The organism is Myxosarcina sp. GI1, assembly GCF_000756305.1.
GTDB lineage: Bacteria > Cyanobacteriota > Cyanobacteriia > Cyanobacteriales > Xenococcaceae > Myxosarcina.
This window is the reverse complement of the sequence record NZ_JRFE01000014.1, coordinates 314,672-329,438: the sequence shown is the minus strand read 5'-3', so window position 1 is coordinate 329,438 and position 14,767 is coordinate 314,672. Positions and strand designations below refer to the sequence as shown.

The 14,767-nt window shown below is 39.8% G+C and carries 13 protein-coding genes; 6 read left to right on the top strand and 7 right to left on the bottom strand.

Features of this window, described 5'->3' with window-relative positions; genetic code table 11:
* Positions 1-3: 3 nt before the first annotated feature.
* Positions 4-2,100, bottom strand: a complete 2,097-nt coding sequence (locus KV40_RS08390) for a hypothetical protein (RefSeq protein WP_052055474.1) — start codon at positions 2,098-2,100, stop codon at positions 4-6.
* A gap of 164 nt (positions 2,101-2,264) precedes the next feature.
* A complete protein-coding gene (gene hslO / locus KV40_RS08385) occupies positions 2,265-3,164 on the bottom strand; it encodes an Hsp33 family molecular chaperone HslO (RefSeq protein WP_036479875.1) in 900 nt (299 codons plus the stop codon).
* A gap of 265 nt (positions 3,165-3,429) precedes the next feature.
* Between hslO and KV40_RS08380 the strand changes: the two genes are divergently transcribed.
* Both KV40_RS08380 and KV40_RS33260 read left to right on the top strand, forming a co-directional pair.
* On the top strand, positions 3,430-4,497 hold the full coding sequence (locus tag KV40_RS08380; RefSeq protein WP_036479873.1) for a glycosyltransferase family 4 protein: 1,068 nt from the start codon (positions 3,430-3,432) through the stop codon (positions 4,495-4,497).
* Positions 4,498-5,223: 726 nt separating this feature from the next.
* Entirely contained in the window at positions 5,224-5,412 is a 189-nt protein-coding gene (locus KV40_RS33260; RefSeq protein WP_072013797.1) for a transposase, read from the top strand.
* A 391-nt stretch (positions 5,413-5,803) separates the two neighbouring features.
* Here the strand turns inward: KV40_RS33260 and KV40_RS08370 are convergent, their stop codons facing one another.
* The 3 genes from KV40_RS08370 to KV40_RS08360 form a co-directional block, all read right to left on the bottom strand.
* Complete coding sequence (locus KV40_RS08370) at positions 5,804-7,006, bottom strand: sensor histidine kinase (protein WP_036479871.1); 1,203 nt, start codon at positions 7,004-7,006, stop codon at positions 5,804-5,806.
* Between the two features lie 294 nt (positions 7,007-7,300).
* Positions 7,301-7,822 (bottom strand): hypothetical protein, encoded by a 522-nt coding sequence (locus tag KV40_RS08365; protein ID WP_253274196.1) that lies wholly within the window; start codon positions 7,820-7,822, stop codon positions 7,301-7,303.
* Positions 7,823-7,843: 21 nt separating this feature from the next.
* The gene (locus KV40_RS08360; RefSeq protein ID WP_036479866.1) at positions 7,844-8,284 is read right to left on the bottom strand and encodes a hypothetical protein; all 441 of its coding nucleotides are present in this window, start codon (positions 8,282-8,284) and stop codon (positions 7,844-7,846) included.
* Positions 8,285-8,606: 322 nt separating this feature from the next.
* Here KV40_RS08360 and KV40_RS08355 point away from each other — a divergent pair, with 322 nt between their 5' ends.
* From KV40_RS08355 to KV40_RS08345, 3 genes are all read left to right on the top strand, one after another.
* The gene (locus tag KV40_RS08355; RefSeq protein ID WP_036479863.1) at positions 8,607-9,395 is read left to right on the top strand and encodes an ABC-2 family transporter protein; all 789 of its coding nucleotides are present in this window, start codon (positions 8,607-8,609) and stop codon (positions 9,393-9,395) included.
* 158 nt (positions 9,396-9,553) lie between these two features.
* Positions 9,554-10,639, top strand: coding sequence for a TIGR00341 family protein (locus KV40_RS08350; RefSeq protein ID WP_052055473.1), 1,086 nt, complete (start codon positions 9,554-9,556; stop codon positions 10,637-10,639).
* Positions 10,640-10,655: 16 nt separating this feature from the next.
* Positions 10,656-11,120 carry a TspO/MBR family protein gene (locus tag KV40_RS08345; protein ID WP_036479861.1) on the top strand — a complete coding sequence of 155 codons (465 nt, stop codon included), beginning with the start codon at positions 10,656-10,658 and terminating at the stop codon, positions 11,118-11,120.
* An 88-nt stretch (positions 11,121-11,208) separates the two neighbouring features.
* Here the strand turns inward: KV40_RS08345 and KV40_RS08340 are convergent, their stop codons facing one another.
* On the bottom strand, positions 11,209-12,099 hold the full coding sequence (locus KV40_RS08340) for an AEC family transporter (protein ID WP_036479859.1): 891 nt from the start codon (positions 12,097-12,099) through the stop codon (positions 11,209-11,211).
* 164 nt (positions 12,100-12,263) lie between these two features.
* Here KV40_RS08340 and KV40_RS08335 point away from each other — a divergent pair, with 164 nt between their 5' ends.
* Positions 12,264-12,947 (top strand): PHP domain-containing protein, encoded by a 684-nt coding sequence (locus KV40_RS08335; protein ID WP_253274195.1) that lies wholly within the window; start codon positions 12,264-12,266, stop codon positions 12,945-12,947.
* Between the two features lie 68 nt (positions 12,948-13,015).
* Here KV40_RS08335 and lnt read toward each other — a convergent pair whose 3' ends face one another.
* Complete coding sequence (gene lnt, locus KV40_RS08330; RefSeq protein ID WP_036479855.1) at positions 13,016-14,554, bottom strand: apolipoprotein N-acyltransferase; 1,539 nt, start codon at positions 14,552-14,554, stop codon at positions 13,016-13,018.
* Positions 14,555-14,767 lie beyond the last annotated feature (213 nt).

Sequence of the window (14,767 nt, the reverse complement as noted above, 5' to 3'; positions counted from 1 at the left end):
TACCTAACGATTTTTTTCGCGTTTTTCTAATTTAAACCTTGGAGGTAGTGGTGCTTCTGGCTCGGGAGGATTTAACTCGGTTTCCCATCTCTGAATATCGTCTAACGCTTGAGAATGAGCTGTGGTACCTCTTGGTACTAGTTGAGCAATAGCGATCGCTCTTCGCAGCGAACTAAAGGAAGCTCGTTGTGCCATGTCGAGAATTTCTTGACTCCAGCGATTGGCATTTTCCACGACTTCACTATAACGAGAGCTACTAGAAGAAGTCTGTCTGGCGACTTCGATCGCTTTAGCTAAAGCCTGTGGAGTTCCCTGTTCTTCCAAATCATAAGCTTGACGCAAATATTCTTCAGCAGCAATCTCACTACGCCAGAGACTAATTTTGTTTTGCGCCTCTTGATATAATGCCCTTCCCGAACCAATTTTGTCGGCTTCGGCGATTGCCGCTAGATAATTTTCAATATTTGCCAAAGATTCGGCTCGCTCTAAATAAGGTAAATCTTCTTGTCTTTGAATATTGTACTGCCATCTACTAATGTAGTTTCTGGCTTCGCTATAAAGGGGACTATTAGCAGAAACTAATTGAGCCTCGGAAATAGCTCTGCGCCACGCTTCTGGGTTGTTAGCGACAGCTAACTCCGTAGCTCGATCCAAAATAGGTCGATCTTCAATTATCTGAATATCTCTACGCCACTCAGCAATTTCCTGCTGGGCTTCAGAGTAGCGAGGATTGGAACTAGGAATTAAGTTGGCTTCAGAAATTGCCATATTTAAGTTTTTGACTGTACCTAGTTGGGCTAACTGGCGCGCTTCGGTCAGATGTGCCACATCATCTATTTCTAATTCCCAGCGAGCGATTAATCGCTGTGCCAGCTGGTAATAAGAACTATCTTTATCTAATTTTCGCGCTTCGACGATTGCCTCTTCCAAACCAAATACCGTATCGAGATCGGCACTAGTACCAGCACTAGCTAAAATATTCCATTCCCGCACTTGCGAACCCAGTTCCAAACTTTGAGGTATGCGATTGACAACTCTCAACAACTGTCTCCAGTTGCCCTCTTCTATAGAGCTATCGATAATAGCCAATAATTTATTTTTGCCTTTAGCTAAAATCTCTCTTGCCTGTTGGTAAGCATAGCTATCTTTGTCAATTTCGTCAGCTTTATCAAGAGCATAAAACAGTCCGTCAAGATCTCCTGATTCGAGTTGCTTTTCTGCTTTATAGAGTGTGGCGTTTTCTTCCTGAGCGATGTTGATATTATTAATGCTTTCTTGATACTTAGTAGTTGCCCAATATTGATTGGGAATTTCTGTCAGCCGTACTGCCCAGGAAAATGCCTCTCCCCAGTTAGCATCCCGCAATCTTTTTTCGATTTCGGCATAATTTTTTTCTCCTCTCTGCCAAATCTCTTGCCAACTGTCAATTTTATCTTCTACCAAACTACGAGCTTCTACCTTCTTTGGTACCTGTCTGGCGATTTTTATCGCTTGTTTGAGATTTCCCTGTTGAAATTCTGTCTCGCCAACTTCTAGGATTTTTGTTGCCCACTTTTCAACATTGCGATTGATTTCCGAATGCAGAGGGTGGTCTTCTGGTAATACTGCAACCAGATCGATCGCCTCTAACAAACCCTTAACGCTGCCGTTTTCTGCTGCCGTTTGAGCGCAATAGATTCTTACGGCTGCCGAAGCAAAGGGCCAAAACACTCGATTGCAGCTTTGAGTTTTCGGTAAACTTAATAGCATTGAGGTAGCAGCATAACCCATGCCGCCAGAACAAATAATTAGCAAAATCCCCCAAAACTGCCAGGTTTGCCACCAACGGCTTTTAGGTACTGAGGATTTTTCTCGGTGTAGTTTTGCTTTGCTACTAATCATATTCCTTTTTACGTTGGCAGTGCGCCCGACATTGGTTGTAGTTTGACCGAGAGTATCCGTTTGAGCAGGCTTTGCTGGCTGCTGGCGGCGATCGCGACGCATTAATCTATTATTATCGATCGTAGCTTTAGATTCTGGCGGCGGATTTTTTTGACTTTCATCAATAAATTTATCTTTGGAAGTATCGCCGCAGTCTTTGGGATTTTGTTCGATCGCCATAAGTCAACCAAAATAAAGCAACTAATCTTGACTATTTTCTACCATTACAATAATTAGCGGTAGAATTGTCTTTCATCTTATCATTCGATCTTAGTAGCCAAATTTCTTAAATTTGTCGTTTTGATTAAGAATAGATTTAGATTAACAAAATTCTGCCAAAAAATTTATGTAGATTCGGCTCGTAAATCGGTAATCAATTGTGCTAATTCTGCTTCGTTAGCCTGATAAACTTCACCACAAAACTGACAAATAGCTTCTGCCCCCTCATCTTTTTCAATCATGTCCTGTAGTTCTGCTTCACCTAACATTTTTAAAGCACCCAGAACTCGATTGAAAGAACAACCGCAGTTAAATCTCACCATTTGTACTTCTGGTAAAATTGATAAACCTAAATCTCCCAGTAACTGTTCCATAATTTCTTGCAGGGTTTTTCCCTCCCGTAACAGAGGTGTAAAGCCAGATAATTGAGAGACGCGAGATTCTAATAAGGATACCAAAGAATCATCGCGAGCGGCTTTAGGCAATACCTGTAGTAATAGCCCCCCTGCGGCAGTTACGCCACTCGCACCAACAAACACCCCTACCAATAAAGCTGAGGGAGTTTGCTCTGAATTAACCAAATAGTTGGCAACATCTTCGCCAATTTCTCCCGAAACTAATTCTACCGTACTGGAATAAGGGTATCCATAACCAACATCGCGAACGACGTATAAGTACCCTTGATGTCCGACAGCCCCGCCAACATCGAGCTTACCACGACTGTTAGGAGGCAGTTCGACTTTAGGATGCTGCACGTAACCCCTAACGGTACCATCTACACCTGCATCGGCGAGGATCGTTCCCAAAGGTCCGTTACCTTTTACGTGAATATTGACCCTCGAACCTTCTTTTTTCATATTGGAGGCTAACAACAACCCCGAAGCCATTGCTCTGCCCAAAGCTGCCGTAGCTACATAAGAAAGTTGATGTCTTTGACGGGCTTCTTCTGTCAAACGAGTGCTAATCACTCCTACGGCTCTGATGCTGTTTTCGGCTGCTGTTGCCCGAATTAATCGATCGCTCATTAATATTTTTAGTCTTACTGTAATTGAACTTCAACAAAAGACTCGATCGCTACTGCCAAATCGAGTATTTTAAACTTTTGTTTTTTGTAAATTTTCACCATATAAAAATAATGATAGAGATATTTTTACTGAATATGCCAATCATAAATTTGACCGAGATAAATAAACTGAAGCGATCGCCTCGATGGTTTTTCGATAATTAATCGATATTTAAACGAGATGGCAAGATACTCTAGAACTTTAGAAAAATCTTTTTAGATAGAATATGCTGAAAATACTTATTTTGTCTACTTCTGTAGGAGCTTTAGGCTCTGGACAAGGTGGAGGGATAGAATTAACTATTCAAAATGTTGCTAGAGAGCTTCAGAGTCGGGGTCATCAATTGCAAATAGTCGCTCCTGTTGGTTCTACAGTTGCCTATCTTGCAGTTATAGAGATTGCTGGAAATTTACACATTCCCGTACAGACTCAAAGTCGAGATGTTCCTGTAGATTTACCCGACAATTCAGTCTTAGCTAATATGTGTGCCTACGCTAATAGAGTACAGAAAGACTGGGATATTATCATCAATTTTGCTTTTGACTGGCTGCCATTTTATTTAACTCCCTTTTTCCAGCGTCCAATCGCTCACTTTATTAGTATGGGTTCGATGACGGTGGCAACCGATCGCATTATGAGCGAGACGATAAAGCAATACCCTCATACTTTTGGGGTTTATACTAAGTCTCAGGCAGCAAGTTTTCCTTTCGGAGATGACTGTGAAATTTTAGGTAGCGCGATCGATCTATCTCTCTATCAGTTTAATAATTCTCCGCAACGCAGTTTAGCTTGGTTGGGTCGTATTGCCCCTGAAAAAGCTTTAGAAGACGCGGTAGCGGCAGCAAACATTACTAAACTACCGCTCAAAATTTTTGGCAAAATGCAAGATACAGATTATTGGCAGCAGATATGTCGGGATTTTCCCAATGCACCATTAGAATATGTTGGGTTTTTAGGTACAGAAGATTTACAGAGAGAATTAGGTAAGTGTCGCGCTCTGTTAATGACTCCTCGCTGGCTCGAAGCTTTTGGCAATGTGGCAATTGAGGCTCTTGCCTGTGGCGTACCTGTAATTGCTTATGCTCGTGGAGGTCCTACTGAAATTATTAGAGATGGTGAAACAGGCTTTTTGGTCGAACCCGATCGCATCGAAGAATTAGTAGCAGCGATCGATAAAATTGACAGTATTGACCGCCGACAGTGCCGTTTACAGGCAGAAACCGAGTATTCACTCTCTGCTTTAGGCGATCGCTTTGAAGCTTGGTTGGATAAAGTCATGAAAAGCAGGGGATAACTGAGTAAAAAGGGCGTTGCTGAATAAGTAATGATTCAAGCGATCGTAGTAATAGTTTTAAACTTAAGATAATGAAGCAAAAGACTAATTGTTTATCGGAGCATGAACAGAGACTTGGAATAGCATAAGGTTTTGCGATGAAGACGAGCAATCGACATACGTCGATTCGACGTTGCTTTTGCAACGGCGGTGCGCTCCAGCGCACAGTGTCTGAGCCTTGTGTTTTCGTCCTCTACTCTTGTCATGTAAGTTTTACGGAAATAAAACACAAAGTTGCTATTTGCAAGAATTTTTGTTTTTCAAATTAACAACAAAAAAATGAAAGCAAATTTAGATTTATTTAATTTTTTTTGTATGACAACTTTTTTTATGCAAAAAATAAAATTGATTCTACCAATTCAAAAAAAACAACAAACATAATTTTATAGATTATGCGATCGCATTAAATATAATGTATGAAATATCAATAGCACTTCGCTATAGCCCTGAATATTAAGTAAAAATACAAAGTCTTCCTAATTACCAAGTTAGCAATTTAGGTAATATTAAAAACCAAAAACAAATAATATTTTTAAACCGCAAAAAACTAATCGAGGTTATCTAATTGTAGAATTTTGTCTCAGAGGATGTTTGGAAAGTAAAAATAAACACAAGTATTGAAAGAGAAAAACTTTCTAGACTGTAGGTTGAATAAAGTTCAACGTCTAAACAACCATCTAGAAAGCCATGACTATAACTTACACTACACAGCTAATCCCTAAGCATTATGAATTGTTATATTCTCTTTTACCCTCAGCAAAAACTACAGGAAGACCTCGCACCGTAAACATGATGTGGGCGATCCAAGGAATCCTCTACGTTTTGGTAACTGGCTGTGCCTGGAGACTATTAAACTTGTTGGGAAATCGTGACTGACATCGGTGAAAGGCATACCAGTAATGGATTTTATTGATTTATGCTTTAAATTGGTGAAAGCTTTGTATGAAAGAGGTTTCAAGGATTTTTATTCTTATTTCCCGACAACTCTATTGTATCGATTGATTAGCTGATAAATTCAAGTCTGAGTGTAGCTTGTTATTTCGGCTACTTGTTTTGAAATTTTACCTGTCGATAGTAACCAGATTACTTGATAGTGGCTTTTCTGTATTACGTTATTGGCATTACGATATCTGTCTAATAGTTCTGAAGTACTCAAATGCTGACTCAGAAAAAGTTTTTTTGGCACTGCTACTTTGTTTGAATGGATGCCATTCTATTTTAATTGATTATCCGTACTTGATATAATATCAATCGCGACAGCTATGTCTTAGGACGATTGGTTCTGCAACTTTTGTGGTAAAGTTACGGTAAAAGCCGAACCTTTGCCCAACTCCGATTGAAGTTCTATTTGTCCTTGAAAGAGCTTTACTAGTTTATTCACAATCGCCAAACCCAAACCAGTGCTTTGTGGTAAATAATCTTCTTGAGAACCCACGCGATAAAAAGGCTCAAAAATTTGCTGCCGATCTTCCAAACTAATACCTCTACCAGTATCGCTAACAGAAAATACCCAGCAACTTTCATCTGGCTGACTACAGGTTATCTCAATTTTTCCTCGCTCGGTATAGCGCAAAGCGTTACTAACCAAATTAGAAATAATTTGGCGTAAACGTAAAGGGTCGCTGATAATAGTTTCTGGAGCATTAGCACAATCTAGGATAACTTCAATTTCTTTATCGCCAATAGAGGTTTCTAAAGCATTAGTGATATCCTGAATTAGAGTTTTAACTTCTACTGGTTTTAAATTTAACTCGATGCGATCGCTTTCATAGCGAGAAACCTCTAAAGCATTATTAATCAAACGTAACAGTTGCTGTCCATTATTTAGTACTCGCTCTATAGTTTGCAAATTTAAAGTATTTCCTGGTTCCTGGGTCGATTTTTGCTGTTGCTGTAGCAATAAGGTAGAAAAACTAACGATAGCGTTTAAAGGATTTTTTAATTCGTGTGCTAGGTGTGAAAGATTATCTTTTTGCGACTCTACCAAACGTGTCAATTCTTGATTGGTCAGCATGAGTTGGTTTTGAACCTGTTTGACCTCATTCACTCGCGCCTCGACATAGCTTTCTAAAGATATGGCAATTACTTTATCGAGTACGGTATCAATTGTCTTAACTGTTTCTAATACTTCTCTTCCCGAACCAGTAAGTAAAGCTGGTTCTAAAACTGTAAAAATCACCTGACGCAATAAACGATACTCGCGGACTATTTCAGCGGCATCGTATCCTTGCTCGGCTCTGGTCAAGCCATGTTCCAAACTTTCTCTTTCTATCTGCTGCGGTTTATCATCGTCTCTATTTTTGTTGAGTAATGAGGCGATTGCTTCTAGAATAAACGGCAGACTGTCTTTTACCGACTGATATGCCAAACTTTTAGCACTATCAATTTCGGCATCTCGGCGAACTGCATCAATCCAATTATCTAAAATTGTTTCTTTTTTGGCTAGCAATTCCGAACCGATGTCTTTCATATAAATTTAAAAGCTCAAACCAGTGAATATCTTATTCTATAGGGCAGTTATCAATGAATAGTAAACAGTGAACGAGGAACATTGATAATTGCTCATTGCTCATTGTCAATTGTTGAATGCCAGATAGAGGTTGTTTTTTTAGGTTGTTTTATTATTGACCGATATTTTCTATTAAATCTTTATCAGTCCATAGCCAAAAGTTTTCTTTAAATAACGCAACAAAAAATAGTGCTAACAACCGTGTTAGCACTATCAAAACGTTTAGTTCAGTTTTAGGATGACTATAGCTCAATGCTATTTTCTACCGCCAAACCATTTAGCAGCTACTGCACCCAAAGCCGCACCTACTATAGGATTACTGAGAAACTTAAGAATCGCTGGCTGGTCTGCCATAACTTCTTGAAAAATATCGGGATGAGAGTGATAAGTGAAGTTAGCTAGTTTGCTAACGTCGTCAGCATTCATCCGACTGGCATGATGGGTAGATAGACCTAGCTGTCTTTCTAAATCGCGATCGCTCAAGCCTCTTTGTTTGAGATGTTTGAAAAACTCTCTAGCTACATCGTCTCGTTCGTTGGGCTTAATTTTAGAGATTGCCTGCTGCAATTCTGGCTCCATTTGAGCGGGCGAAACGTTATTGTGGTTGAACGAACGACCGAACAAACCACGTCTTTCTTCTCTAGAAGAGCGTTGGGCAAAGTCATCAAAGTTTTGATATTCTCTGCTTAAATTATCGGCGGTTGTATCGTCGAGAGATTCTACATCACCTTGTGCCAAATCGTTCATAATTTGGCGTTTGTATTCTCTATTAGACATAATTTAATTACCTGTTTTTAATTAAGATTTGTATTGAACTTGATTCGTTTGCAAATCGTATTGAGTGGTCAAGATTAATTCTTTATCGGGTGCGTAGACCAACACCGATAGGTTGCGATCGGGAAAGTTTTTATGAAATCCCTGAGTGAGCGATCGCGCTAGAGATTTTACTTCATCTGGTCTAACTTGAGGTGTAATTACTACCCCCAATTTATTGTTGTCGCGCACGTAAGCATCTTTAATCAGTCCCTGACTTTTACTTACAACCCAGTCGCCAAACTGTTGACCAGCGGTACTGTTACCTCTTTCTAACTGGCTATAAACTTGTCCGTTAGCCCCAGGTGCTAACCGCTCGGTGTTTTGGGCAGTAGGTGCGCTAGCACAAGCCGTAACGGTAGTAAAGACCAAAACTATCAATACTGTAGCGATTAGTTGACGGCTTTTTTTAAAAAAAGATCGCACTTGTTCCTCCTAAATAGATTAATAAAATCGAGTGTATCGAGATTGTTTTTTTGTTTATCAACAATTAACTTTAAATAAAAAGCTATACTTATCGATCCTGCTAAAGAACTATTTTTAGTAAAATAAGTTACGATCGAAGTTAATTTTTGTAAAATTTAGAGTCGATAGGAATTATTGATTTTAATAAAAAGCCTTTAGCTATAAGCTATAAGCTTTTTTTAATAGCTAAGGGTTTGAGAAAAGTGAAAAACATTTGTTACTTTTTATCGCTTGACTTATTATTTATGCCTCAAGTTTTATTTAATCGCTAAAAGAAGCCATTATGAAATGGATTTATAAAAAAGCCAGTACCATTTTACTAGCTCATTATGCTCATATGCTCGAATACAGAGCCGAAATTTTTTTATGGGCTTTATCTAACTCCCTACCAATTATTCTAATGGGTGTGTGGGTAAAAGCTTCTCAAAATGGTAATTTTGGGCTGAGTTCGGTTGATTTTATACGTTATTTTTTTAGCGTTTTTTTGACCAGACAATTTACAACTATTTGGGTAATTTGGGAATTTGAACGGGAAGTAGTAGAAGGAAAGCTTTCTTTTCGTTTGCTACAGCCAATCGATCCTGCATGGCATCATGTCGCCAGACACTTAGCCGAAAAAATGACTCGTATTCCCTTGATAATTTTATTTGCGGGTTTGTTTTTCTTGCTCTATCCCGATGCAGCTTGGTTTCCTACCTGGAAACAGCTTTTGCTGTACATAGTCGCGATCGCCTTAGCATTTAGCTTGCGCTTTATTATTCAATACACTTTTGCCATGCTCGCTTTTTGGACGGAAAGAGCCAGTGCAATTCAGCAATTTTGGTTTCTGTTTGATACTTTTCTCTCTGGCACTGTTGCTCCTTTAGAAGTGTTTCCCGCTACAGTAAGGCGAATTGTGGAGTGGACACCTTTTCCCTACACGATGCACTTCCCAGCTGCCTTATTAACTGGGTTGGAAGTTAACATCGGACAGAGTATTGCCATCATCTTGGGCTGGACAATTTTATTTGCGATCGCCAATCGCTGGCTATGGCGTAAGGGTTTGAGACAGTATTCGGGAATGGGAGCCTGACAACACCAATAGTCTGTTAACAATCTGATTGGAAAGTTGAAAGGGGCAGGGAGCATCGCTTCGCTTGGGAGCAGGGGGAGTTATTAAGGGATTATTTATCCGTCATTAATAAAACAGACAAAACACCAAATCGAATTATTTTTATTTGTAGATAAAATATGTTACTTCTTACTCACAGTCCCAGCATTTTCGAGCGGATTAAGTCTTATTTTCGTAAAAAACTTCCCGTTCAAACCAAAAAAATCGAAGAGTTTTGGAATACTCAAAGCGGTGATTGGCATTGGTTGGCAGAGAAACCAATTCCAATTGCCAGTCTCAATCGCGATTTGTGGCGAGCTTCCGTACCTTCCTTGAGTTATCATTTTCTCTTGGGTATGTCGGGTATTATTGCCACATTTGGCTTGTTAGGAGATAGCGTTGCCATCATTATTGGTGCGATGATTATTGCACCTTTAATCGGACCAATCGTAGGAATTGCTTATTCAGCTTCAGTTGCTAATCGACGTTTACTCAGACGCTCGACTTTGACTCTTTTTACAGGTGTAACGCTAACAATCGCAATTTCCTGGTTAACTGCCGTTATCGTTCAATTAAAAACGGTCGGACCAGAAATTGTATCTCGTTCCAATCCTACTTTAATCGATCTGGGAATTGCTCTTGCCGCAGGAGCAGCGGGGGCTTTTGCCAATTCCCGAAGGCGGATCGCCGATGCTTTACCTGGAGTGGCGATCGCAGTAGCCCTCGTCCCTCCGTTGAGCGTAATTGGTATCGGTTTGGCTTTGGGAGAAAAATCTCTAACTATTGGTTCGTCACTACTATTTTTAACTAACCTAACGGGAATTGTTTTTAGCGGCTTAATTGTTTTTTTATGTCAATCTTATGGCAGTATCGAACGAGCAAAACAAGGATTAATATTTTCCATAGGGATTATTGCTTTATTAGGTCTACCTCTAACTTTTTCTTTGAGAACTTTGATTATCCAAAAAAATGTCCGATATACGGTCAATGAAATAGTTCGCAGTCGAACGCCAATTTTTTCTAACTCCGATATTCGCTCGATTGAAGTCAAACCTCAATCGGATTATTTACTAGTAGAAATGGAAGTAGCATCGGCAGATGCTATCTCTCGCGCTCGCCTGGAACAAGCTAGAGATTTATTAGCTAAAGAGCTAGAGCGACCCGTAGAATTAAGAGTTAAGGTAATTCCCATCGATATTCTAGAAATTCCCCAACAACCCCTATAGTTTATAATTCTCGAACATGATTCCCTCTTGGCTAATAATTGGCGTAGTAACGTTTGTAGTAGCTTTTGCTCTCAATCAAACCCTTAATTCCAAAGATATTCGTTGGTTCAAACATTTGACCCGTCCGAGGTGGCTGACTTTTGAGTGGGCAATTCCGATTATCTGGACGGTGGTTTTTATCTGCGGTGCCTGGTCGGCATATATCGTTTGGGAGGCTACACAAAACTGGTGGCTGATGGGATTTTATTTATTAGTAGAGGTGGCGATTTCTATATATACTCCCGTAATGTGCAAAACCCGCAGTCTTAAAATCGGCACGATTATTGGCGGTACTGGTTTTGTCCTGGGCTTGATTTTAGCTATAACGGTGTTACCTATTAGTGGTATAGCAGCCTTGTTATTGCTTCCCTATCTGTTATGGAGTCCCGTTGGTACATTTGTAACTTGGAAAATGATGCAGCTTAACCCGATGGATGCTTAGTGGTTTGTCAACATCTAATTGATATGTATAGATTGGCAGGGAGCAGGGGTGCAGGGAGCAAGGGAGACATTAATTATCAGACAAATTTTCAGTCCAACAGCAACCACAAAACTAAAGGCAGAGTTGCAAAACTAATTATTGTCGAACCAACGATCGCTCTAGCAATAAAGTCGATATCTCCACCAAATTCGCTGACGATAACTAGAGAATTAACCGCTGTAGGCATAGCACTTTGTAAAACTAATACCTGCAAACTTAGTTGCTCCATTTGTATACTGCTGCCAACTCCATAAGCAATAAGCGGTGAGATTAATAGTCTCACGGCGATCGCCACAAGTTCTCGTTTTCCCAATTGAAAGCGGGTAGTAGATAGCTGCATACCGAGTAAAATCAGGGCGATCGGTATGGCTGCCGCACCCAGTCTTTGAATTCCCGTATCTAGTTCAAAGGGAAATTTTAGCTCGAACCAGCGCAGACTCAAACCAACTAAAATCGACCAAAACAGCGGCAGCTTTAAAGTTAGTTTGACACCGTACAAAACTCCTTTGCCTTGCAAAATCGCAGGACCAAAACAAAACATCAAAATACTAGAAGCTATCAGATACACGATCGCTCTCTCTAGTCCAGGCGCACCTAAAGCAAAGGTCACGACTGGTAAACCCATATTGCCATTGTTAGCAAATACTGTCGCCGCGATTAAAGCTTTACTAGAAGCAAAAGATAATTTAGCGATCGCGCCTAGCAACCAAATTCCTAGATAAATTAGTAACGAAGTTAATGCAAAGCCAAGTAATAATCGTTGAGAATTTTGTGCAGATAAAGTAGTTCGATACAAACTATCAATTACTAAAGCTGGAGATAAGACAAATAAAATTAGCTGGGAAAGAGTTTGACGCTGTAAGGGCAAAGTACGCCCCACGATAAAGCCTACTAAAATAATTAAACCTACTGGCAAAACCGCAGGTAGCAAGGTAGTCATATGAATTATTAATAGTTAACGAACGATAACTTTTCGCAGCATCAATTTACTTAAAAACTCAGTTAATTGTAGCTAGTTAACGATTACGATCGCTGTCAGCAGGTATTTTATTTTGTTAAGGTGTTGATAACAATTAAAATAATAAATAAATATGTATGATTAAAATGTCTCGGTCAAATGAAAACATTCTTGACACTTCTACTCTTAAGAAAGCTTGGCTAACTATTCACGAAAATAGCTGTCCTTACAACTACAATTTTCATCTGCACACGATATTTTCTGACGGCAGAATGTCTCCCTATGGCTTGATTCAGCAAGCAGTAAGAATTGGAATGACGGGATTGGCAATTACCGATCATCATACTGTTGATGGTTATCTCGATATACAACAAAGTTTACCAAAATTGCGTCACCAAAACGGTGGCAAAACTCTACCGTATATTTGGACTGGAGTTGAAATAACTGCCAAACTTTTAGATACAGAAGTACATATTCTTGGTTATGGATTCGATATCGAATCTCCTTATCTTCAACCTTATTTGCAAGGCAGTACTTTAAGAGACTCCAGAGCAAAAGCCGACAAAGTAATTAAAAGCATTCAACAAGCAGGAGGGTTAGCGGTTTTAGCCCATCCCGCTCGCTATCGCCTTCCCGCTCGCACGTTGATTCCCGCAGCTGCTAAATTGGGTATAGATGGAGTAGAAACTTATTACGCTTACAGCAATTCTAAACCCTGGCAGCCCAGCGCGACACAGACTAAGGAAGTCAAACAACTAGCAGCTAAATATAATCTTTATAGTACCTGCGGTACGGATTCTCATGGTTTGAGCTTATTACAGCGAATTTAAGTAATTCAGGCTTTAGGGAACAGGGAACAGGCAAGAGTAAAAAGTTTTTATTTGCTACTTGCTACTAACTACTTACGTATGGAAATACTCACTACACCCAATAAAATTAAAGTTGGTGTTAGCCAATTTCCCCAGCGAACGTATAAAGTTTGATGTTGACGACGATAAATAGTGCCTGCATGAATTGCATATTGTTCGAGAGGAGAAATCCATAAAGTATTTCCGCGAGGATCGACTATTGCCGAATAACCAGTATTGGTAGCTCTTGCCGCCCAGCGATCGCTTTCTATGGCTCGCATCACATCCTGAGCATGGTGTTGGGCAGGCATTGTGGTACTATAGTGAGCATTATTCGATGAAGTAATGATAAACTCGCCACCTGCTTTTGCCTGACGGCGAAAATGCTCCGAATAAGCCGACTCATAACAAATTCCCACAATTGCTTTACCGAAGGGAGTATCGAAAACAGGATTGGGCTTACCAGGTATTAAATGGGCTTCTAAAGGAGACAGGCGATCGACCAACTTTCCCAAAATCGGCTCGAAAGGAATATATTCCCCCAAAGGAACTAGTTTGTATTTGTCATAGCGACTAAATGTTTTTCCTTGTGCTGTAAGGGTAAATAAGCTGTTCGTATAACCGCGATCGCTTTCACCAAAAGCACCAACCCAAACAGGAACTCTATTTTTAGTTACGGTTCGATAAAATTCAGAATTATCGATAATATTGTGCCAGTAAAAAGGTAAGGCAGTTTCGGGAGTGAGAACCACATCTACTCCTTGCCGCGCTAGTTTTTCGTAACCTGTAGTGTAACCCTGTATCGCTTTACGCCATCCTGTAGGAGATAGTTTAATTTCGTTGGGAACATTGCCTTGAACAATACCAACCTCAATTGGTTCTAGATTCTCAACAGCTATGGGGTATTGGTAGAGATAATATCCCCAGGCATGACTGACAATAAAAATTGATAAAGGTGATAACCATAACCAAGTTTGTCGCTTGTAACTGCGCCACGATAAGACTACTTCTGTTAATAATCCATTTACCGCTACAATTACTGCCGTAATCGTACTAAATCCCGATATTTTACCCAACTGCAAGATCGCTAAGTTATTAGGGCTTTGGGTGTAGCTTAAAGATGTCCACCATAACGAGCCATAACTCCATAACGTTTCTAAACCGCACCATAGAGCTACTCCCACCAAGACTACGATCGCACTATTTATATATGTTTTATTAGTATGGCGATCTAGCCTGTTAATAACTAGTTTGAATAATATCGACCAGGTAGCGACTAATACAGCACCCCAAAAGGTAATAAATAACCAGCAAAAAATAGCAATAAGCAAACTTGCCAACCAGGGAACCCCCATCCAGGTCATGGGATGTACTCCCGTAATCCAAAATAAACCTAAGCCATGATAGCCGCAGCCCCAAACTAAACCAGTTAAAATTACCCAGCTTAAAAATTTTTCCGACCGCACCAGAAACCATAGAGGAACTAAAGCAAACCAGGCTAAATACCAAGCGTTAGTTGGTGCTGGCGACAAACCCATCAAGATACCGCCACCCAAGGCAATTAAAAGCGATTTGATTCGATGATTCATTACGTAATGAGATTTGGCTACTAAGCATAAAGCAAGAAGACTTTTAGTTTAACTAGTGCTGACTTTAGAGCATAAATAAACGATCTAGCCTCTCAAAATTTCCAGGATGAAGCTAAAGCAATAAAAAATGATTGGAGTTTCTTCTTAAGATTCTAGATTTTTATTGAAGAAAAACTTTAGATGCGATCGCCAAAGAAACTCGCTGACTAGCTA